Source organism: Nocardiopsis sp. NPDC057823, assembly GCF_042797335.1.
Lineage (GTDB): Bacteria > Actinomycetota > Actinomycetes > Streptosporangiales > Streptosporangiaceae > Nocardiopsis > Nocardiopsis changdeensis.
Genome location: NZ_JBHVLR010000014.1, coordinates 71,824 through 92,805, shown reverse-complemented (window position 1 = coordinate 92,805; position 20,982 = coordinate 71,824). Strand labels below are relative to the sequence as shown.

Below are 20,982 nucleotides of genomic sequence, written 5' to 3'. Positions count from 1 at the left end.
CGGCCCCCCGGTACGGCATCGCAAGCAGGAGGAAACATGACCCACACACCGCGCGGGCGTTACGCGCGCCGCACGGCGGCCGCCGCCGCGGCCCTCGGCCTCTCGCTGACCGCCTCGGCCTGCGGCGGGAACCTGTCGGGCGGGGGCGGCGGTGGCGGCGACTACCCCCGGGGTCCGATCGACCTCCTCGTCGGCCAGGACCCCGGAGGCAGCACCGACCTCATCGCCCGCGCCCTGGCCGAGGGCGCCCAGGAGCCGCTGGGCGTCGCGATGCCCGTCGTCAACACCCCCGGCGCCAACGGCGCCCTGGCCGCGGGCGAGCTCGCCGCCCAGGAGCCCGACGGCCAGAACCTCATGGTCATCAACGCCTCCCTGGTCGCCATCACCCCGCTGGCCGTGGCCGAGGACGAGGCCGTCGACCTGGCCGACTTCGAGGTCGTCACCGGCATCTCGCGGGACGACTACGTGCTCGTCACCGCCGCCTCCTCGGACTTCGACACCCTCCAGGACCTGGTCGAGGACGGCGACGGCATCAAGTACGGCACGACCGGCGTCGGCACCGGCAGCCAGCTCGCGCAGGAGCTGCTCTTCGCGCAGGCGGGCGTGGAGGGCACCCCCGTTCCCTTCGACGGCGGCTCGCCCACCCTGGTCGCCGTCCTGGGCTCGCAGGTGGACGTGGGCGTGGTGCAGATCGGCGAGGCCATGCCGCAGATCGAGGCGGGCGAGCTGACCCCGCTGGCCACCTTCGCCGACGAGCGCAACCAGTACCTGCCCGACGTGCCCGCCGCCGCGGAGGAGGGCTACGACGTGCTGGTCTCCCAGTACCGGGCCGTGGTCGCCCCCGGCGGCACCCCGCAGGAGGTCGTCGAGACGCTGCGCTCGGCGTTCGACGAGGTCTTCGCCGGTGAGGCGTACCGGACCTTCAACGAGGACAACTTCTTCACCCCGCACGAGACCGAGCCCGCCCAGGTGGTGGAGGAGTGGAACGCCTCCCGGGAGTCCTACCGGGCCATGGTCGAGGAGTACGGGATCGACATGCGCGGAGAGGGCTGATGGGGGCCGGACCCGGAAAGCCCGTGGTGCCGGAGGCCGGACCGGCCTCCGGCGGGGCGCCCGCCCCGGACGCCGCGGACACCGCCCCGCAGGCTCCGGACACTGCCGCCGCGCCCCCCGAAACGGCCCTGGGCACGGAGGACCCCGGAGCGCCGGAGGCGGAAGCGCAGAACGCGGAAGTACAGGACGCGGACGCCGGGCCCGAGGACGCCCCGGAGCCGCTGGGCCCGGCGGCCAACGTCGCGGTCGCCCTCGTGGTCACCGCCTTCGGCGCGGCCGGATGCCTCGCCTCCTGGTTCCTGGGCGTCGGCACCCCGGCCGAGCCCGAGGCGGGCACCTGGCCCCTGGTCGTCTGCGCCGCGATCACCGTGCTGGGGTGCGTCCTGCTGGGGACGGCCCGCCGCACCGCGGACACCGAGGCCTTCTCCGCCGCCTCGTGGAAGATCCTCGCCGGGGTCGGCACGATGGCCGGCTTCATCGCCCTGATCGGCACGATCGGCTTCGAGATCCCCTCGGCGCTGCTGGCGTTCGTGTGGCTGCGCTTCCTCGGCGGCGAGTCCTGGCGGCTGTCCGCCGTGGCCTCGGTCCTCATCGTCGCGGCCTTCTACGCGGTCTTCGTGGGCCTGCTGTCCGTGCCGATCCCCCACCTCTTCTAGGAAGTGCCGATGGATTCCCTGGCCCCCATGATCAACGGGTTCGGCGTCGTCCTCGAACCGACCAACCTGCTCTACTGCCTGATCGGCGTCCTGATCGGCATGCTGGTCGGGGTGCTGCCCGGACTGGGCCCCGCGGCCACCATCGCGATCCTGCTGCCCCTGACCTTCGGCATCGAGCCCGTGACCGCGATCATCATGCTCGCGGGCATCTTCTACGGCGCCCAGTACGGCGGCACCATCACCTCGGTCCTGCTCCGCCTGCCCGGCGAGGCCTCGTCGGTGGTGACGGTGTTCGACGGCCACATGCTGGCCAAGCAGGGCCGCGCCGGGACCGCGCTGGGGATCGCCGCCATCGGGTCCTTCGCGGGCGGCACGGTCTCGATCGTCGCCCTGTCCGTGGTGGCCCCCCTGGTCGCGGGCTTCGCGCTGGACTTCGGCCCGCCGGAGTACACGGTGCTGGCCCTGCTGGGCATCCTGCTGGTGGCCACCGTCGGCAACGGCGGGCGGGTCAAGGCGCTGGTCGCCGCCGGGCTCGGCCTGCTGCTGGCGACCGTGGGCCGCGACACCTTCACCGGCGCCGAGCGGTTCACGTTCGACTCCCTGGCCCTGGCCGACGGGCTCGACTTCGTGCCGATCGCGATGGGCCTGTTCGGCATCGGGGAGATCCTGCACAACCTGGAGCAGCGCCACCGCGCGATCTCCGGCCCGGTGAAGGTCGCCAACACCTGGCCCTCCCGCTCCGACCTGCGCCGGTCCTCCGGGGCGATCGCCCGCGGCTCGGTCCTGGGCTTCGTCCTGGGCATCCTGCCGGGCGGCGGCGCCACCCTGGCGTCGATGGCCTCCTACGCCCTGGAGAAGCGCCGGTCCCGCACCCCGGAGCGGTTCGGCCGGGGCGCGGTGGAGGGCGTGGCCGCCCCGGAGACCGCCAACAACGCGGCGGCCACCTCGTCGTTCATCCCCCTGCTGACGCTGGGGATCCCGGCCAACGCCACCATGGCGGTCATCTTCGGGGCGCTGCTCATCCAGGGCGTGCCGCCGGGGCCGCAGCTGGTCTCCCAGGAGCCGGAGCTGTTCTGGGGGGTGATCAACTCGATGTACATCGGCAACATCCTGCTGCTGATCATGAGCATCCCCCTGGTCGGCCTCTTCGTGCGGATCCTGCGGATCCGCCCGGCGGTCCTCGCCCCGATCACGGTGCTCATCACCCTGGTGGGCGTGTACACGGTGCGCAACAGCGTCTTCGACATCGTCCTGGTGGTCGTCTTCGGGGTGCTGGGCTACCTCATGAAGAAGTTCGGGTTCGAGCCCGGGCCCCTGGTCCTGGCGTTCGTGCTGGGGTCGCTGCTGGAGAGCTCGCTGCGCAGGTCCCTGCTGCTGTTCGACGGCGACGTCCTGGGCTTCGCCACGCGCCCCATCTCGGGGACGCTGCTGGCGCTGCTGCTCGTGGTCGTCCTCCTGCCGGTGGCGCGGATGCTGTTCGCCCGCCGCGCCGCCGCGGCCCCGGCCGAGCGCGAGAAGGTCGGCGACGGGGCCTGAGCCCCGCACCCGACGCGAAGGCCCCGGGATCCCCCGGGGCCTTCCCCCTGTCCGGCGCCGCCCCCGCCCCGGGCACGGGACGGGGGCGGCGCCGCGGGAGGCGCGGCGTCAGTCGGCGCGGGCGATGGCGATGGTCGCGCCCAGGCGGTGCCCCGCCTCGTAGAACATGTACTGCACGCCCCGGTCGGAGCCGAAGGACGGCGCCGCCGACCTCCCCGAGTCCGGGGGACCGGCCATCGGCGTGTGGACCACCCCCAGGTGGTCGCGCCGGGAGAAGTCCGCGCCCACCTCGGTCGCCCGGATGTCCCCGGCGCTCGTGTGGTAGACGACCAGCGTGCGCCCGCCCCGGACCACCAGGTGGGGGCCGGACAGGTTCGCCACCCCCACGTCGGAGTGCCGGACCAGCGGCTCGCGGGCGAAGTCGAAGGTGATCCCGTCCGCCGACCACCCCCACCCGATGTCGCGGTGATTGTTCGTCCCGTTGCGCATGAACACCATGACGTAGTCCGCGCCCCGGTCCGCCAGCCGGTGCTCGAACATCCGGGCGTAGGAGGCCTCGGTGGTGCCCGGCACCATCGCGGTGTTCAGCACCACGCCGTGGTAGGTGAAGTCGATCCCGTTGCGGGAGCGGGCCAGCCGGGTGGTGGTGTTCTCGCCGTGGAAGTACAGCCACATCTCCCGGTGCCGGGTGTTCCACATGACGTGCGGCGAGGACACGTGGCTCACCGAGTAGTGCGGCGACCAGTCCCGGGACACGATCGGGTTGCCCGGGTGCTCGGTGAACGGGCCCTCGGGGCTGTCGGCGTAGGCCAGGCAGATCCCGCCCGGGGCGTCGTGCGGGGCGTAGTAGAGCAGGTAGCGGCCGGGGGCGTCGGACAGGCGGCCGACCGTCCCCCGCAGGCAGGGGAAGATCAGCTCCCCGGTCGGGTTGTAGGCCAGGTTCGCGGTGTCGAGCGCCTCGCGCACGAACCGGTAGGCGGGCAGCGCTTTCGCTGTGGAGGGCGCCGGGGGAGCGGCGGGGGCGGCGGCCGCCGGGACGGCCGCGCCGCCGGCGATCAGGGCGCCGGCGGCCAGGGTTCCGGCGCCCAGCAGGGCGGTCCGGCGGTCGATTCCCCGGGGGTTCGGTTCGGACATCTCGGGTTCCTTCGGGAGGGGGCGGGGGTGCACCGATGGCCACCGAGTCTCGACCAGGCGCGATGCGCTGGTCAAGGTTCTAATACGTATTAACGAAACTCTGCGGATACCGGCCGGAAATCTCCGCGGACCCCTTGACGAAACCCTGAGACGCGGCTCACAGTCATGGACTAATGCGCATTAGGACGCCGTATCGGAGGAGAAGCCGGTGGAGAACACTCGACAGCCCGCTGCCAGGGGACGGCGCAGGCCGCGCCAGTCCGACATCGCGCGGGCGGCCGGCGTCTCCCAGACCACGGTCTCCCTCGTCCTGCGCGGCACCACCGTGGGCATGTCCCTGGCCCGGGAAACGCGCCAGCGGGTCCTGGACGCCGCCGAGCGGCTCGGGTACGTGCCCGACCCCGTCGCCACCCGCCTGGCCTCGGCCGCCAACGCCATGCTCGGCCTCTACACCTTCAGCACCACCTTCCCCACCGACGTGGCGCACTCCTACTACCCGGTCCTGGTCGGGGTGGAGGAGGAGGCCGCCGCCCAGGGCCAGGACCTCATCCTGTTCACCGGCTCCTCCCGGGCCGGGACCGGGGCCGACGACCCCGCCGCGGTGCGGCGGGTGCGGGTCGCCGACGGCTGCCTGTTCTTCGGCCGCCACGTGCCCGACGAGCCGATCCGGCACCTGGTCGAGGACGGCTTCCCCTTCGTCTACATCGGCCGCCGCGACGAACCCGACGTCCCCTACGTGGGCGCCGACTACGTCTCGGCCTCGGCCGCCGTGCTGGAGCGGCTCGCCGCCGCCGGGCACCGGAACATCCGCTACCTGCGCGAACACGACCAGGCCCCGGCCTCCACCGACCGCGAGGAGGGCGTGCTGCGCGGCGCCCGCGCCGCCGGGGCCGGCACCGCAGGCCTGGTGGTGCGCACCGACGGCACCGACCTCGACGCCCTGCTGGCCGCCTGGCTCGCCGACGGCGTCACCGCGGTCGTCGTCGAGCAGACCGACACCGGCGCCGCCCTGTCCGGGCTGGGCGCCGCCATCGAGCGCGCCGGGCTGCGCTGCCCGCGGGACCTCTCCCTTGCCGTGCTCGGGGCGCCGGTCGGCGCCCGCGGCCGGGCACCCGGGGGAGGCGCGGTGTTCAGCGGGTTCGACGTGCCGATGCGCGAGATGGGCCGCGACGCGGTCCGCCTGCTGCTGCGCCTGATCGCCGGCGAGGAGGGGCTGCGGACCCGGAGGCTGCTGCCCTGCGAACCGGTCGGGGGCGGCACCATCGCCGCCCCGCGCCCGCGGTGACCCCCTCGCCCCATGGACCGATCCCCCGCCACACGTGCCGCACCGGCGCCACCGCCGCGTGCGACGAACGGAAAGGAGAAGGGCGCCGCCCCGCCACCCGGGGCACCGCGCCCGACCACCCCATGACCGAGAGCAGAACCGAGATCCTCGTCGTCGGCGCCGGACTGGGCGGTGTCGCCGCCGCCCTGGCGGCCGCCGACTCCGGCCGCAGGGTCGTCCTGACCGAGCCGACCGACTGGATCGGCGGGCAGCTCACCTCCCAGGCCGTCCCCCCGGACGAGAACCCCTGGATCGAGAAGTTCGGCGCCACCGCCTCCTACCGCCGCCTGCGCGAGGGCATCCGCGACCACTACCGCCGCGTCTACCCGCTGCGCGCCGAGGCCGCCGCCGCGCGCACCCTCAACCCGGGGGCGGGCCGTGTCAGCAAGCTTTGCCACGAGCCGCGCGTCGCCCTGGCGGTCCTGGAGGAGATGATCGCCCCGCACCGCTCGGCCGGGCGGATCACCGTCCTGGAGCGGCACCGCCCGGTCGCCGCGCTCACCGACGGCGGCCGCGTGCTGGCCGTGACCCTGCGCGACGCCGAGGGCGGCGAGCACACCGTCCACGCCGACTACGTGCTGGACGCCACCGAGGACGGCGACCTGCTGCCGCTGGCCGGCATCGACCACGTCACCGGGGCCGAGGCCCGCTCCGAGCACGGCGAGCCGCACGCCCCGCAGACCGCCGACCCGACCAACCTCCAGGGCATCACCTACTGCTTCGCGGTCTCGCACCACGAGGGCGAGGACCACACCATCGACCGGCCGGCGATGTACGGCTTCTGGCGGTCCTACCGCCCGGACTTCTGGCCCGGCCCGCTGCTGGGCTTCCAGGCCCCGGACCCGCGCACCCTGGAGCCCGTCGCGCGCACCTTCGCGCCCAACCCCGACACCGACCCCCTGACGGTCGACGCCGACCAGAGCGCCGACGCCGGGGACAAGGAGCTATGGGGGTTCCGCCGCATCCTGGCCCGCCGGCTGCACCGGCCCGGAGCCTTCGACTCCGACATCACCCTCGCCAACTGGCCGCTCAACGACTACTGGCTCACCCCGGCCCTGGAGATCGAGGGCCTGGTGGACGCCGCCACCGTCCGCCGGGCCCACGAGGAGGCCCGCCAGCTGTCCCTGTCGGTCCTGTACTGGCTCCAGACCGAGGCCCCGCGGCCGGACGGCGGCACCGGGTTCCCGGGGCTGCGGCCCCGCCCCGACGTCACCGGCGCCGAGCTCGGCCTGGCCAAGGCCGCCTACGTGCGCGAGTCGCGGCGCATCCGGGCGGTCACCACCGTCACCGAGCACGACGTGTCCCTGGACATCCGCGGCCCGCACGGCATCCTGCGCCGGCACGACTCGGTGGGCGTCGGCAGCTACCGGATCGACCTGCACCCCTCCACCGGCGGCGACAACTACATCGACATCGCCAGCGTGCCCTTCGAGATCCCGCTGGGGGCGCTGCTGCCGCGGCAGGAGACCAACCTGCTGCCCGCCGCCAAGAACATCGGCACCACGCACATCACCAACGGCTGCTTCCGCCTGCATCCCGTCGAGTGGAACATCGGCGAGGCCGCCGGGCGGCTGGCCGCCTTCGCCCTGGACCACGACACCACCCCGCACGCCGTGCACGCCAAGGACGAGCTCCTGGAGCGGTTCACCGCCCTGCTGGACCGCACCGGCGTCGAGCGCCACTGGCCCGACGTCCGCGGCTACTGACCCATCCCTCCATCCCCCCGCACCCTCCCCACCCACGAAAGGGGACCACCATGAGCGACCCGGGCACACGGGCGGCACGCGACCCCGTGCGCGTCGGCATCGACGTCGGCGGCACCTTCACCGACGCGGTGGCGGTCAGCGCCACGACCTTCGAACTCCTGGGCCAGGTCAAGGTGCCCACCAGCCACGACCACGAGGACGGGGTCGCGCACGGCATCATGACCGCCCTGGAGCGCCTGCTGGCGGAGGTCGGCGTGGCCGCCGACGACGTCGGCTTCCTCGCCCACGGCACCACCCAGGCCACCAACGCCCTGCTGGAGGGCGACGTGGCGACCATCGGCATCGTCGGCGTCGGCTCCGGCCTCGACGGCCTGGCCGTCGGGCGGCTGCGCTCGCTGGGCAGGCTGCGCCTGGACTCCGGTCACCGGCTGCCCGTCCGCTACGCCGCCCTGCGCCGCCCCGACGACCCGGAGGCCGCCCGGGCCGCCGTCGACGCCGTGGTGGACGCGGGCGCGGACGTGGTCGTCGCCGCCGAGCCCTTCAGCGTCGACGACGCCGAGGGGGAGCGGGCGGTCCTGGAGGCGGCGGCCGCCCGCGGGGTGCCCGCCACCGCCACCCACGAGATCACCCGGCTCTACGGCCTCACCAAGCGCGCCCGCACCGCCGCGCTCAACGCCGGGGTCATGCCGCGCATGCTCCAGACCGCCGACCTGGTCGAGAGCAGCATCCTCAAGGCCGGGATCACCGCACCGCTCATGGTCATGCGCTGCGACGGCGGCGTGATGTCCCTGGGGGAGATGCGCAACCGGCCCCTGCTCACCGTGCTGTCCGGCCCCGCGGCCGGGGTCGCGGGGGCGCTCATGGGGGAGAAGGTCAGCGAGGGCGTCTTCCTGGAGACCGGCGGCACCTCCACCGACATCAGCGTCATCCGCCGCGGCCGCGTCCAGATCAGGCACGCCGAGCTGGGCGGACGGGAGACCTACCTGTCGGCCCTGGACGTGCGCACCGTCGGCATCGGCGGCGGGTCCGTCGTCCGCCTGGGCGGCGGGGAGGGCGACGGGGCCGCGGTCCTGGCCGACGTGGGCCCGCGCAGCGCGCACATCGCCGGGCTGCCCTACGCCTGCTTCGCCGACCCCGCCGAACTCGACGGCGCCCGGCTGGTCCGCGTCGCCCCGCTGGAGTCCGACACCGCCGACCACGCCGTCCTGGACAACGGCACCCGGCGCTTCGCCCTCACCGTCACCTGCGCGGCCAACGCCCTGGGCCGGGTGCCCGAGGGCGACCACGCGCGGTCCGACCCCCGGGCCGCCCGCGCCGCCCTGGAACCGCTGGCCCGCGCCCTGGGCACCGACGTGGCCGGGGCCGCCCGGGCGGTCCTGGACAAGGCGACCGAACGCGTCGAGGCCGTCGTGGAGGCGCTGATCGGCGACTACGGCCTGGACCGGTCGGTGGCCGCCCTGGTCGGCGGCGGGGGAGGCGCCGCCACCGTCACCCCGCACCTGGGCGAGCGCATGGGCCTCACCGCCCGCATCGCCGCGCACAGCGAGGTGATCAGCCCGCTGGGCGTCGCCCTCGCCCTGGTCCGGGAGTCCGTCGAGCGCATCATCCCCGGCGCCACCCACGCCGACGTCCTGTCGGTGCGCGCCGAGGCCGAGGCGGCCGTGGTCGCCCAGGGCGCCGACCCCGACGGGGTGGAGGTCGACGTCACCGTCGACCCGCAGCGCAACCTCGTCACCGCCGTGGCCACCGGCGCCACCGAGCTGCGCACCAGGGACCGCACCGCCGCCGTCGCCCGGGAGCAGGCCCGCGCCGCGGCGGCCGACAGCCTCGGCGCCGACGCCGCCGACCTCACCGAGTACGCCGCCAACGGGCGCTACCGGGTGCTCGGCCTGGTGCGCAGGCCCCAGGGGCCGTTCGGGCGCCTGTCCCGCGAACGCCGGCACATCCGGGTCGTCGACAGCGAGGGCGTGGTGCGCCTGCACAACGGCGACGCCGAGGTGGACACCCTGGTCGCCGGGCAGGCCGAGGGCCGCCTCAAGGACCTGGTCGAGGAGCGCACCTCCTACGGCGACGGCGGGGCCGTCCCGCCCGCCGTGTGGCTGCTGCTCGGCCCCAAGATCGCCGACCTGTCGGGGGTCATGGACGCCGGGCACCTGCTGGCGCTGGCCGGGACGGAGATCGCCCGGCGCGCCCCCGACGAGGAGGTCGTCGCGATCATGGAGCGGCGCCGATGAACGGCCCCGCGCACCAGGACGGCCCCGGCGGACCCGGTGGACCCGCCGGCCCCGGGGCGCCGTACGCGGAGTACGCCCGCATCGGCGCCGCCGACGAGGTCGACCTCGCCGCCGGCCTGCTGTCCCTGATCCCCCTGCACGAGGACCGCGACCCGGAACGGCTGCGGGAGTGGGCCGCCCGCGCCCTCGCCTTCGGCCGCGAACTGGCCGCCTCGGCCGAACGGGCCCCGGCCGCGGACACCGCCCGGACCGAGGTCGTCGAGGAGGCCGTCGGCGGCCTGGCCCCGGGCGAGGTCCTGCTGGCCGAGTACCTGCACCGCCCCTCCGGCGACCGCATCGTCGTCTACACCGACGCCCTGCGCCACGCCCACCGGGTGGCCCGCGCCGCAGGTTGGGGCCGGGACTTCCCGCCCTCCGCGGTGCGCCGGGCCGCGCTGGCCCACGAGGAGGCCCACCGGATGCTGCACGGCGCCCGCGGCCGGGCCCTGCGCGACCGGCTCGGCCACGACCTGCTGCGCCTGGGGCCCCTGCGCCTGCGCGGCCACGTCGCCGGGGCCGACGAGATCGCCGCCCACGCCTACGCCCACGCCCGCTGCGGCCTGCGCCGCAGCCCGCTCGCCCTCACCGCGGCCATCGCCGCGACCCTCGAACACCAGGGGACCGGTCCCGGCGGACCGGACCCCGGCACACCCCTCGGAGACCGCCCGTGACCGCCCTGGGAATCCTTCTCGCCATGGCGGTGGGCGTCGGCCTGATGCTGACGCGCCGCCTGCCCACCGCCTTCGCCCTCGTCCTGCTCGCCGTCGCCATCGCCCTCATCGCCGGAGCACCGCTCACCGGCGAGGAGGAGAGCGTGGTCGGCACCGTCCTCCAGGAGGGCGCGCCGCGCCTGGCCGCGACCATGGTGGCCATCCTGCTGGGCAGCTGGCTGGGCACCCTCCTGTCCGAGACCGGCATCGCCTCCACGCTCGTCCGCAAGATCGTGGAGTTCGGCGGGGAGCGCCCCTCCCTGGTGGCGGTCGGCATCTTCCTGGTCGCGATCCTGTGCGGCAGCATCACCGGCTCGGCTCCGGCGGCGATGCTCGCCGGGGTGGTGGGCATCCCGGCGATGATCGCCGTGGGGGTCACACCCACGGTCGCGGCGGGCACGGTGCTGGTCGGCATCGCCGCCGGCCTGCCCCTGGAGCTCATCAACTGGCAGTTCCTGTCCGACGCCATCGGGGTGCCGGTGGCCACCGTCCAGCACTTCCAGCTGCGCATGTTCCCGATCGCCCTGCTCGGCGGGCTGGCCTACATCCTCGTGGAGATGCGCCGCAAGGGCGTGCGGCACACCTGGGCGGTGCGGGTCGGCGGGGGCGCCGGGACGGGCTCCCGGCGCGAGCGGGCCGCCCGGCGGCGGCAGCGCCGCGGGGACGCGCCCTGGTACGCCCTGCTCACCCCGCTGGTGCCCATCGTCCTGGCCCTGGGCCTGGAGATCCCCATCGTCCCGGCGCTGCTGGCCGGTGTGGTGTTCGCCCTGGCCACCGCCGTGCCCTGGCGGGAGATGACGACCACGGCCCTGCGCACCCTCTACCGGGCGTTCGACGTGGCGGCGCCGCCCATCGTGCTGTTCATCGCCATCGGCATGCTGCTGGCCGCGGTGAACCTGCCCGGCGCGGTCGCGGCCCTGAGCCCGGTCGTGGTCGCCGTCAGCCCGGGCCACGTCGCCCTGTTCGTGCTGGTGTTCGCCCTGCTGGTGCCGCTGGCCCTGTACCGGGGGCCGATGAACATCTTCGGCCTCGGCGCCGGTGTGGCCGGGGTGCTGGTGGCCGGGGGCATCTACCCCGCCCCGGCGGTGGTGGGGCTGATGGCCTCCTACGGCCAGGTCCTGGGCGTCTCCGACCCGACCAGCACGCAGACCGTGTGGAGCTCCCAGTACGCGGGGGTGCGCCCGGAGCGCTCGATGCTGTCCACCCTGCCCTACACCTGGGCGATCGCCGTCGCGGGCCTGTGCCTGACCGCCTACCTCTACCTGCTGTGACCGCCCGCCCGGCGGCCCAGGCCCCGCCGGGGCCGCCGGCGACGCGGCCCCGACGGGACCGCGCGGGCCCGCGCCCGCGCGGCCGCGCTACGCCGACCTCTGCTGCGCCTTCCACGCCAGGTGGAGTTCGCGCCGGCGGTCGTACTCCTTCTTGGCCCGCCGCCGCGGGTCGGCCTCGGGCGTCAGCGCGGCCGGACCCATGATGTGCAGGAGCGCGTAGTTGATACGGAACCCCGTCCTGTACAGCAACGAGAACGAGTCGTTCCCACTCGGCTTGTCCATGGCCGTCCACCTCACTGGTCTGCGTGATCGCGGATGCACGCCGCAGGAGGGGGCCGGATGGGGAATCCACCGCCCTGAAGTCCGCGGCCACCCGCCCGGCCAGCGTACCGGCCCGTTTCCGGACGCCCCGGCCACCCCACCCCGGGCGGGTCGGCCTCCGGAAGGCCGCCCGCCGGGGAGCCGGCCCGCCCCTCCGCGGAGGAGCCGTCCGGCCTCCCGGAGGAGTGCGCCGGGCCGCACGGGCGGGCGTCGGAACCCCCGGTCCAGGGCATCGCGCTGATCGGTCCTGGCGCGGACCTCGCGGACCTCGCCCGTCCGAGCCGTGCGGCGCACGGCCTACGGCCGTCTCCACCCGGGACAACGGCCCGGACGGCCTCGCGCATACCGAACAGGGATCCCGGTCATCGCAGGTTCCCGTCGGTGCGGGCGCTCCAGACCACCAGCGCGGCAACGAGGACACAGGCGGCGCCCAGCCACAGAACGCCTTGGAGGGCGAACGAGTCGACGACGACGCCGCCGACCAGTGCGCCCAGGCCGATGGACAGGTTGAACACCGACACCCACAGGGCGGAGGCCGCTTCCACGGCCTTCGGCGCGGCCTTGATCATCCACGTCTGCAGGCCGACCGACACGCCGCCGAACGCCAGTCCCCAGACGATCAGCAGTGCGGCCCCGCCGCCCGGCCCCCGGCCCAGCAGTAGGTAGAGCAGCATCGCGGCCGTCAGTGCCATGGTGATGACCAGCACGGTCCGGTGGGTGTCGCGCGCCAACGCCGCCCCGGCGACGAAGTTGCCGACCATGCCCGCCAGGCCGAACGCGAACAGCACCGGGCCGACGAGCCGTTCATCGATCCCCGACAGGCTCTGGAGTGCCGGACTCACGAAGGTGTAGGCCGAGAAGTGGCCGGTCACCATGAGGAACGTGGCGAGGATGCCGACGCGCACGCCGGGGTTGCGGAACTGTTCGGCCAGGAGGCGCGGGCGGACGGGCCGGGCGGCGGTCAGCGGCGGCAGCACGGTCAGCAACGCGAGCAGGACGACGAGCGCCAGGCCGCCCAGCGTCGCGAAGGCGATCCGCCAGCCGGTGAACTCGCCCAGCAGCGTGCCGATCGGAACGCCGAACACGTTCGCGGCGGCGACGCCTCCGAAGATGACCGCCGTGGCCCGTGGCACGTTCGCGGTGGTCACGAGCCGGACGGCCAGGCCGCCGGCGACGGCCCAGAAGCCTCCGATCGCCACTCCGACCAGTACCCGGGAGGCCACCAGGACGGCGAAGTCCGGGGCCAGGGCCGAGGCCGCGTTGGCAAGGGTCATCAGCCCCATCAGGGCGAGCAGCAGGAGCCGCCGGTCCATCGCGCCGACGAGTACCGGGACCAGCGGTGCCGAGACCGCGGCGACCAGGCTGGGCACCGTCACCATCAGCCCGGCCGTCCCTTCGGAGACCGACAGTGCCGACCCCACGCCGGTCAACAGGCCGATCGGCAGCTGTTCGGCGGTGACCAGCAGGAATGTTCCCAAGGCCACCGAGGCGACCGCCGTCCAGCGGTTCCTCGTCGGGGTCTGTTGACCGGCCGCCTGGGCGGCTGACTGCTCCGGGGTCGTCACCGGTGCCTCCTCGCATATTTGGGAGCGATCGCTCCCATACTTCGGTGAACCCTAGTATGGGAACGATCGCTCCACAAGTCGGGTAGGATGGCGGCCATGGGACGCCCCCGGCAGTTCGACGAGCGGGAAGCGGTCGTCAAGGCGACCGATCTGTTCTGGCGCCGCGGTTACAGCGCCACCTCGGTGCGCGATCTGGGTGATGAGCTCGAACTCACGCCCAGCAGCCTGTACCGGACGTTCAAGGACAAGCACACGCTGTTCCTGCGTGCGCTCGACCACTACCGGGCCACCGAGTCCGCCCAGGCCGAGCAGTGGCTGAGCGCCGACGGCCGCCCGGTCCGCGACGTGCTGCGGGACTGGATGCTGTGGCTGGTCACCTGCCCGGCCGGCGGCGAACCGGGGCGGGGCTGCCTCGTGGTCAATACGGCCACCGAACTCGGCACCGCCGACGACCAGGTCAGCAGGCGGACCGAGGCCGCCTTCGATGTCACCCGTCGGGCGCTGCGATCGCTGCTGCTCGAGGGTCGCGCCAGCGGCGAACTGCCCGCCGGCCTCGACATCGAGGCCGCCGTGGAACTGCTGTTCACCACGGTGCTCGGGCTGCGGGTGCGCGAACGCGCCGGTCACGACGCCGCCCGTCTGGCCACCGCGATCGACGCCGCGATCCGGGTGCTGGGACCCACGGCCGCCGACCCTTCCTGACCACCGGCCGTCCCGCACCCGTTGTGCCGCAGGCCCCACGGGCAAGGGCCGCCCCGTACCCCGGGCGGCGGGTCCTAGCCGTTGACCAGCAGGATCTTGCCGAAGTGCCCGCCCGCCTCCAGCAGCCGGTGCGCCTCGGCGGCCTCGGACATGGGCAGGGTGCGCTCGATGACCGGCTCGACGGCCCCGCCGGCGACCAGCGGCCAGACGTGCTCCTGAACGCCGGCCACGATGGCGGCCTTCTGCTCCGCGGAACGCGAGCGCAGGGTGGTGCCGTGGACCGACAGGCGCTTGAACACCAGGTCGGCGAGGTTGAGCGGCGCCTCGATGCCGTTCTGGAGGCCGATGACGACCAGGCGCCCGTCGGCGGCCAGGGAGCGGATGTTGCGCTCCAGGTAGCTCCCGCCGATGATGTCGAGGACCACGTCGTAGGGTCCGTGGTCGGCGAAGTCCTCGGTGCGGTAGTCGACGACCACATCGGCGCCCAGCTCCCGTGCGCGGGCGGCCTGCTCGGGGCCGCCGACGGTGGTGGCCACGCGGGCGCCCCGCGCCTTGGCGATCTGGATCGCCATGGTGCCGATGCCCCCGGCCCCGCCGTGCACGAGGAGGGTCTCCCCCTCGCGCAGGTGCGCGGTCATGAAGAGGTTGGACCACACGGTCGCGGTCGCCTCGGGCAGGGACGCGGCCTCGACCAGGCCCACCCCCTCGGGGACCGTGAGCAGCTGGCCCGCGGGGACGGCGACCTTCTGGGCGTAGCCGCCGCCGGTGAGCAGGGCGGCGACCTCGTCGCCCACCTCCCAGCCGGTCACACCGGAGCCGAGTGCGGCGATGCGGCCGGAGACCTCCAGGCCCGGGTAGGGGGAGGCGCCCTCGGGCACGGGGTAGAGGCCGATCCGCTGGACGGCGTCGGCCCGGTTGAGGGCGGCGGCCGCAACGTCGACGACGACCTCGCCGGGCGCGGGCACCGGGTCCTCGACGTCGGTCCACTCCAGCACCTCGGGGCCGCCGAACTCCTTGATCGTGATCGCCTTCATGGCATCTCCTTCGTGGCCGGGACGATTGGATGTGTGCACTGCTTACATTAGGTACGCGAGTATGCAGTGTCAACATTGGATCGCGCTCCCGGCCGGTGGTCTGCGCCACGCCGTGCGGGGCGGCGCCATTGATCGAGGTCGGCCGCCGAACTAATGTGAGCGCTGTAAACACATCGGGGGAGGGCGGAACGATGACGAGCGTGCTCTGCGTGATCAGTGCGGCCGACCGCTGGACGCTGAACGATGGAACGGTCCATCCCTCCGGCTACTGGGCCGAGGAGGTCGCCGTCCCGCACCGGATCTTCACCGAGGCCGGATGGGACATCACCATCGCGACCCCCGGCGGCAGGGCCCCGACCCTGGACCGCCTCAGCCTCGGCCTCGCGGGCGGGACCCCGGGCAAGCGCCGCGCGGTCGAGGCCTACCTGGAGGGGATCGAGGACGCCCTCGACCACCCGGTCGCGCTCGACTCCGTCGACGCCGACGACTTCGACCTGGTCTTCTACCCGGGCGGGCACGGGCCGATGGAGGACCTCGCCTACGACGCGACCTCCGGCGCCCTGCTGGCCGACCGGCTGGCCTCGGGTCGCCCCCTCGCCCTGCTGTGCCACGCCCCGGCGGCGATCCTCGCCGCGACCGGCCCCGACGGCGCCTCGCCGTTCGCGGGCCGCCGGATGACCGGGCTGTCCAACCGGGAGGAGCTGCTCAACCGGTTCGCCAGGAAGGCGCCCTGGCTCCTGGAGGACCGCCTCAAGGAGGCGGGCGTGGAGTACTCCAAGGGGCTGATCCCGCTGCGCCCGCACATCGTGGTCGACGGCGGCCTCTACACCGGGCAGAACCCGCAGTCCTCGGAGAAGCTCGCCGAGCGGCTGGTCGCCGACATCACCGCCGCGTCCTCCGGGGCCGGGCGCTGACCCGGGCGTGTCAGCGGCCGGCCCGTGCCGGCGCGGTCCGCGGGGCGGACAGCCAGGCCCGGTAGCGGCGCAGCGCCCGGCGCTGCCCGACCTGCTCGCGGAGCAGGGCGTACGCCGGGAGGGTGCCGGGCCGGGTGGACCTCCCGCGGGCGATGCGCCGCAGCTGGTGGCGCACCTGCGCCATGCTCGCGGCCGAGGCCAGCGCCTTGTTCGACCAGGTGACCGGCCGCATCTGCCGGTCGGCCTCGCGCCCGTCGCGCCAGCGGGCGGGCAGGTCCGGGGTGACGGCCAGTGCGGTACCCATGCCGACCACCGCGACGCCGCTCGCCAGCACCGCCTCGGCGGTGGCGCGCCGGGTGACGCCGCCGGTGAGCATCAGCGGCAGCGGGCTGGTCTCCACCAGTTCCCGGGCCAGGTCCAGGAAGTACGCCTCGCGGGCCCGGGTGCGCTCGTCGGCGGAGCGGCCGGTCATCGCCGGGCTCTCGTAGCTGCCGCCGGACAGCTCCACGAGGTCGGTGCCGAGGGGTTCGAGCATCGCGATCACCCGTCGCGCGTCGTCCACGTCGAAGCCGCCGCGCTGGAAGTCGGCGGAGTTGAGCTTCACCGCCACCGCGAAGGACGGCGAGACGGCGGCGCGGACCGCGCGCACCACGTCCAGCAGCATCCGCGCCCGGTTCTCCAGCGACCCGCCCCAGGCATCGGTGCGCTGGTTGACCAGCGGGGACAGGAACTGCGACAGCAGGTAGCCGTGCGCGGCGTGGACCTCCACCCCGTCGAACCCGGCCTGCTCGGCGCGGGCCGCCGTGACCGCGAACCTCTCCACGGTGGCTCGGATCTGCTCGGGGGTCATGGCGGTGGGGCGGCCGAAGTTCCTGCTGAGGCGGCCCAGGTCGACGCCCACCGCCGACGGGCCCCACACGACGCCGGGCATGTCGGCCTGCACCTGGCGGCCGGGGTGGTTGATCTGCATCCACACCGCGGCGCCGCCGGACTTGGCGGCCCGCGCCCATTCGGTGAAGGGCTCCAGCGGCGCGGCCTCGTCGAGCACCACGCCGGCGGGCCCGGTCAGGGCCTCGGCGTGGACCATGACGTTGCCGGTGATGAGCAGGCCGGTGCCGCCCGCCGACCAGCGCCGGTACAGCGACACCAGCCGCCCGTCGGGCAGCTGGCCCTCACCCGCCATGTTCTCCTCCATGGCCGCCTTGGCGATCCGGTTGGGCAGAACCGCCCCGGAGCGCAGGCGCAGGGGGGAGTACAATCCGCCGGTCATCACAGTCCTCTTTCCTCGGGTGCGCATATGATGTGTGCAATGCTCACATTAGAGGGGGGATGTGGGCACTGTAAACATGAGGGAGCGTGATCCGTGTCGCAAGCGAACAGCAAGTACCACCACGGCGACCTTCGGGCCGCCTGTCTGCGCGCGGCCCGGGAACTGCTCGAGGAGGACGGCGGAGCCGCGCTGTCCCTGCGGGCGGTGGCCCGGCGGGCCGGGGTGTCGGCCACGGCCCCCTACCGCCACTTCGCCGACCGTGACGCGCTCGTCTCCGCGGTCGCCGCCCAGGGGTACCGCGAGCTCGCCGAGTACCTCGCCGGAGCCCACCCCGCGCCCCGGACCCCGGACGACCTGGCCGAGATCGCCATCGCCTACGTCCGCTTCGCGCTGGAGCGCCCGGCCCTGTTCCGCGCGATGTTCGCCGAGCCCTGCGATCCCGACAGCGAGGAGCGGGTCGCCGCGACCGCCGCGATCTGGGAGTACGTCCATGGCATCGTGCACGGGGTCTTCCCCGGGGCCGACCCCGAGGCGCTCTCCGTCGGGGTGTGGTCGTTCGTCCACGGCCTGGCGTTCCTGCACCTGGACGGCAAACTCGACGCCGACGACCCCGGGGCGGTCGCCGACCGGGTCCGGGATGCCGTCCGGGCGCTGCTCACGGCCTCCGCCGCGATGCGGGGGGCAACGGCGTGACGGAGGGCGGCACCGGCCGTCGAAAGCCGGTGCCGCCCTCCGTCGGCGGGGACCGCCGCGCCTCAGCGCATGCCCAGGCGCCTCATCGCCTTCAGCGCGACCGTCAGGCCCTGTGCCCAGGCCCGGTAGGAGACCCCGGCGGGCGGGGTGAACCCCAGCAGGCGCTGGTGCGCGACCGTCTGCGGCTCGGTGTACTTGAGGATGCCCTCGGCGCCGTGGCGGCGGCCCAGCCCCGAGTCGCCCATGCCCCCCATCGGCGCGTCGATGCTGCCCCAGGCGGCCGCGAAGGCCTCGTTGACGTTGACCGTCCCGGCGTGCAGCCGGGCGGCCACCGCCCGCCCCCGGGCGCCGCTGCCGCTCCACACGCTGGCGTTGAGCCCGTACGGGGTGGCGTTGGCCCGGGCCACCGCCTCGTCGACGTCGCGGTACCGGTAGACCGACACGACCGGCCCGAAGGTCTCCTGGGCGTACAGCGCCATCTCCGGGGTGACGCCGGCGAGGATGGTCGGCTCGTGGAACAGCGGTCCCAGGTCCGGCCGCGCCCGGCCGCCCGCCAGCACGGTCGCGCCCTTGGCGACGGCGTCCGCCACGTGCGCGGTGACCGTCTCCAGCTGGGCCGGGGTGGTGAGGCTGCCGACGTCGTAGCCGTAGTCGTACCCGGCCCCCACCCGCAGCGCCCTGGTGCGGGCGGCGAACTCGGCGACGAACGCGTCGTAGAGGGCGTCGGCCACGTACATGCGCTCGATCGAGACGCACAGCTGCCCGGCCGAGGGGAACGCCGCCGCGATCGCCCCGTCCACGGCGCGGTCGAGGTCGGCGTCGTCCAGCACGACCATGGCGTTCTTGCCGCCCAGCTCCAGGGAGGCGCCGATCAGGCGCTCCCCGGCGTCGCGGGCGATCCGGCGCCCGCTCGCGGTGGACCCGGTGAACATCACGTAGTCGGCGTTGTCCATGAGCACCCCACCGATGGAGCTCCCGCGGCCGACCACCATCTGCCACACGCCGGCGGGCAGACCCGCCTCGTGCATCAGGTCCAGGGCCCACAGCGCGGTCAGGGCGGTCTGGGTGTCGGGCTTCTGGACGACGGCGTTGCCCGCCATCAGGGCGGGGATCGCGTCGCCCGCGGCCATGCTCAGCGGGTAGTTCCACGGTGAGATGACGGTGACGACGCCCTTGGGGTGGCGCAGCTCGGTGGTGCGGGTCAGCAGCGGCATCGCGCCGCGGCGCCGCTTGGGCGCCAGCAGCCCCGCCGCGCTGCGCGCGTAGTACCGGGCGGTCAGCGCGATGTCGGTGACCTCCAGGAAGGCGTCCCGGCGGGTCTTGCCGTTCTCGGCCTGCATCAGGTCCAGCGCCTCGTCGCGGCGCTCGATGACCAGGTCGTGGAAGCGCAGCATGATCCGCCTGCGCTCGCGCGGCGTGGTCGCGGCCCATGCCTCCTGGGCGATGCGGGCCCGCGCGAACGCCGCCTCGACGTCCGCGGGCGCGGAGACCGGCAGGTCCGCCAGCGGGCCGCCGGTGTAGGGGGCCGTGGTGGTCACCCGGCCGGCGTCCGGGGCGGCCGCGACGCGGGCGGTCAGCCGCCGGAGCAGGACCGGGGTCAGCGTCGGCGGCAGCCCGGGCCCGTCGGCGGTCGGCTGTACCGGGGTGAGGGGAACGGTGGTCACGGCGGTGCTCCGGTGCCTCCGGCTGGTCGGCGGAGCGAGCGGTGCGGCCGGGGCCGTCTCGGGACCGGGCGTTCCCGGCCCGGCCACCGGGGTGGTGTCGGTCATCGCCGTCCCCTCCGGTCTCCGCGCCGGCGGTCCGGGACCGAGACCGGCACCGGCATGTGCAGCGCGGCCTGGCCCTCGGTGGTGACGTCGAGCCGGAGCGTCCGGATCGGGTCGAGCGAGCGCAGGTCGTCGGACATGCGGCCGCGGCCCGCCTTGAGGACGAGTCCGCGCGGCGAGCGGGTGCCGCCCGCCGAGAGCACGTTGGTCTGGTTCAGGGTCGCGTGCCAGGCGCCGCCGATCGTCGTGTAGGAGGTGAGCGTCGAGACCCGCTCACCGGACGGGTACGCGGTCTGGGCGGGCGTGGGCGCCGACAGCGTCAGGTCGTCCCCGCCGGCGTCGTCGAGGACCCGGGCGGTGGTCCGGTCGGCGTCGATGTCGACGTCGAGGCCGGTGACCCACTTGGGGAAGCCGTAGCCGTCGTGCCCGCGCACCTGGGCGATGTCGCTGCTGACCGGCAGGGACAGGACGTAGGCGTGGAGGTCGTCGTTCTTGAGCCCCCAGGCGAGGTCGACGAACCCGAGGCGGCCGTGCCGGGCGGGCCGGACCGGGATCGCGACGGCGGCCTCGGTGTAGAAGTCGATGTCGCACACGTCGTAGCGGAAGAACACGACCGAGGCCAGACCGAGGCCGGGTGCGACCTCCAGCGGGTCCAGTTCCGCGGGCAGGCGGGAGCGGAGCGCGCGGGACCGGGCGAGCATCGTGACCCGGGCCGTGGAGATCCGGTAGTAGAAGTTCGGCGTGAGCGTCGGGCCGATGGGCGACTCGACCCTGGTCTTGGGCAGCCGGCGGAAGAAGTCGACGCCGCTGACACGCGGATCGCGGGCGACCTCCTCCAGGTCGGTGTCCATCCGGTAGCGGTCGTACAGGCCGCCCCTGGGAACGGCGACCGTGCGGCCGCCGAGGTCGACCTCGACCGTGTCCTGTGGGTTCGGTGACATCGGGCATCTCCTCGAACAGCTGATGTGTGCGGTGCTCACATGAGCGTAGGCGCCTGATGTATGCACTGTCAACAATGGCTGCGGTCACACACGACGAGGCCCCGTCCCGGCAC

General features: G+C 74.4%; 18 protein-coding genes. 11 read left to right on the top strand and 7 right to left on the bottom strand.

The window, feature by feature from the left end; translation table 11 throughout:
• The first annotated feature begins 36 nt into the window (after positions 1 to 36).
• Genes ACFVNO_RS21650 through ACFVNO_RS21640 form a run of 3 tightly spaced genes read left to right on the top strand, consistent with a single transcriptional unit; the run spans position 37 to position 3,245 of the window.
• Positions 37 to 1,053: a tripartite tricarboxylate transporter substrate binding protein gene (locus ACFVNO_RS21650; RefSeq protein WP_378895236.1), complete on the top strand. Its 1,017-nt coding sequence runs from the start codon at positions 37 to 39 to the stop codon at positions 1,051 to 1,053.
• The gene (locus ACFVNO_RS21645; RefSeq protein WP_378895233.1) at positions 1,053 to 1,709 is read left to right on the top strand and encodes a tripartite tricarboxylate transporter TctB family protein; all 657 of its coding nucleotides are present in this window, start codon (positions 1,053 to 1,055) and stop codon (positions 1,707 to 1,709) included. The genes ACFVNO_RS21650 and ACFVNO_RS21645 overlap by 1 nt, the downstream gene beginning before the upstream one ends.
• A gap of 9 nt (positions 1,710 to 1,718) precedes the next feature.
• A complete protein-coding gene (locus tag ACFVNO_RS21640) occupies positions 1,719 to 3,245 on the top strand; it encodes a tripartite tricarboxylate transporter permease (protein WP_355258928.1) in 1,527 nt (508 codons plus the stop codon).
• Between the two features lie 108 nt (positions 3,246 to 3,353).
• Here the strand turns inward: ACFVNO_RS21640 and ACFVNO_RS21635 are convergent, their stop codons facing one another.
• Positions 3,354 to 4,379 carry a hypothetical protein gene (locus tag ACFVNO_RS21635; RefSeq protein WP_378895229.1) on the bottom strand — a complete coding sequence of 342 codons (1,026 nt, stop codon included), beginning with the start codon at positions 4,377 to 4,379 and terminating at the stop codon, positions 3,354 to 3,356.
• A 208-nt stretch (positions 4,380 to 4,587) separates the two neighbouring features.
• Here ACFVNO_RS21635 and ACFVNO_RS21630 point away from each other — a divergent pair, with 208 nt between their 5' ends.
• The 5 genes from ACFVNO_RS21630 to ACFVNO_RS21610 all read left to right on the top strand — a co-directional run bounded on the left by ACFVNO_RS21630 (position 4,588) and on the right by ACFVNO_RS21610 (position 11,663).
• Positions 4,588 to 5,664, top strand: a complete 1,077-nt coding sequence (locus ACFVNO_RS21630; protein ID WP_355258934.1) for a LacI family DNA-binding transcriptional regulator — start codon at positions 4,588 to 4,590, stop codon at positions 5,662 to 5,664.
• A 122-nt stretch (positions 5,665 to 5,786) separates the two neighbouring features.
• Positions 5,787 to 7,409, top strand: a complete 1,623-nt coding sequence (locus tag ACFVNO_RS21625; protein WP_378895225.1) for an FAD-dependent oxidoreductase — start codon at positions 5,787 to 5,789, stop codon at positions 7,407 to 7,409.
• A gap of 50 nt (positions 7,410 to 7,459) precedes the next feature.
• Positions 7,460 to 9,643, top strand: a complete 2,184-nt coding sequence (locus ACFVNO_RS21620; protein WP_378895222.1) for a hydantoinase/oxoprolinase family protein — start codon at positions 7,460 to 7,462, stop codon at positions 9,641 to 9,643.
• A complete protein-coding gene (locus ACFVNO_RS21615) occupies positions 9,640 to 10,353 on the top strand; it encodes a hypothetical protein (protein ID WP_378895219.1) in 714 nt (237 codons plus the stop codon). The genes ACFVNO_RS21620 and ACFVNO_RS21615 overlap by 4 nt, the downstream gene beginning before the upstream one ends.
• Positions 10,350 to 11,663, top strand: a complete 1,314-nt coding sequence (locus tag ACFVNO_RS21610) for a transporter (RefSeq protein WP_220561835.1) — start codon at positions 10,350 to 10,352, stop codon at positions 11,661 to 11,663. The genes ACFVNO_RS21615 and ACFVNO_RS21610 overlap by 4 nt, the downstream gene beginning before the upstream one ends.
• Before the next feature lie 87 nt (positions 11,664 to 11,750).
• Here the strand turns inward: ACFVNO_RS21610 and ACFVNO_RS21605 are convergent, their stop codons facing one another.
• Together ACFVNO_RS21605 and ACFVNO_RS21600 are read right to left on the bottom strand one after the other, a co-directional pair.
• Entirely contained in the window at positions 11,751 to 11,945 is a 195-nt protein-coding gene (locus ACFVNO_RS21605) for a hypothetical protein (RefSeq protein ID WP_220561834.1), read from the bottom strand.
• Positions 11,946 to 12,346: 401 nt separating this feature from the next.
• Positions 12,347 to 13,549 carry an MFS transporter gene (locus ACFVNO_RS21600; protein ID WP_378895214.1) on the bottom strand — a complete coding sequence of 401 codons (1,203 nt, stop codon included), beginning with the start codon at positions 13,547 to 13,549 and terminating at the stop codon, positions 12,347 to 12,349.
• 96 nt (positions 13,550 to 13,645) lie between these two features.
• Here ACFVNO_RS21600 and ACFVNO_RS21595 point away from each other — a divergent pair, with 96 nt between their 5' ends.
• The gene (locus tag ACFVNO_RS21595; protein WP_378895211.1) at positions 13,646 to 14,251 is read left to right on the top strand and encodes a TetR/AcrR family transcriptional regulator; all 606 of its coding nucleotides are present in this window, start codon (positions 13,646 to 13,648) and stop codon (positions 14,249 to 14,251) included.
• A gap of 74 nt (positions 14,252 to 14,325) precedes the next feature.
• Here the strand turns inward: ACFVNO_RS21595 and ACFVNO_RS21590 are convergent, their stop codons facing one another.
• Complete coding sequence (locus ACFVNO_RS21590) at positions 14,326 to 15,285, bottom strand: NAD(P)H-quinone oxidoreductase (RefSeq protein ID WP_378895208.1); 960 nt, start codon at positions 15,283 to 15,285, stop codon at positions 14,326 to 14,328.
• 191 nt (positions 15,286 to 15,476) lie between these two features.
• Here ACFVNO_RS21590 and ACFVNO_RS21585 point away from each other — a divergent pair, with 191 nt between their 5' ends.
• Positions 15,477 to 16,199 (top strand): type 1 glutamine amidotransferase domain-containing protein, encoded by a 723-nt coding sequence (locus tag ACFVNO_RS21585; protein WP_378895205.1) that lies wholly within the window; start codon positions 15,477 to 15,479, stop codon positions 16,197 to 16,199.
• A 10-nt stretch (positions 16,200 to 16,209) separates the two neighbouring features.
• Here the strand turns inward: ACFVNO_RS21585 and ACFVNO_RS21580 are convergent, their stop codons facing one another.
• Positions 16,210 to 17,469 (bottom strand): NADH:flavin oxidoreductase/NADH oxidase family protein, encoded by a 1,260-nt coding sequence (locus ACFVNO_RS21580; RefSeq protein ID WP_378895202.1) that lies wholly within the window; start codon positions 17,467 to 17,469, stop codon positions 16,210 to 16,212.
• A gap of 93 nt (positions 17,470 to 17,562) precedes the next feature.
• Between ACFVNO_RS21580 and ACFVNO_RS21575 the strand changes: the two genes are divergently transcribed.
• Positions 17,563 to 18,162, top strand: coding sequence for a TetR/AcrR family transcriptional regulator (locus tag ACFVNO_RS21575; RefSeq protein WP_378895199.1), 600 nt, complete (start codon positions 17,563 to 17,565; stop codon positions 18,160 to 18,162).
• Between the two features lie 62 nt (positions 18,163 to 18,224).
• On the opposite strand, the gene ACFVNO_RS21570 is transcribed toward ACFVNO_RS21575, so the two are convergent.
• Positions 18,225 to 19,931 carry a succinic semialdehyde dehydrogenase gene (locus ACFVNO_RS21570; RefSeq protein ID WP_378895196.1) on the bottom strand — a complete coding sequence of 569 codons (1,707 nt, stop codon included), beginning with the start codon at positions 19,929 to 19,931 and terminating at the stop codon, positions 18,225 to 18,227.
• Complete coding sequence (locus tag ACFVNO_RS21565) at positions 19,928 to 20,869, bottom strand: acetoacetate decarboxylase family protein (protein WP_378895193.1); 942 nt, start codon at positions 20,867 to 20,869, stop codon at positions 19,928 to 19,930. The genes ACFVNO_RS21570 and ACFVNO_RS21565 overlap by 4 nt, the downstream gene beginning before the upstream one ends.
• Positions 20,870 to 20,982 lie beyond the last annotated feature (113 nt).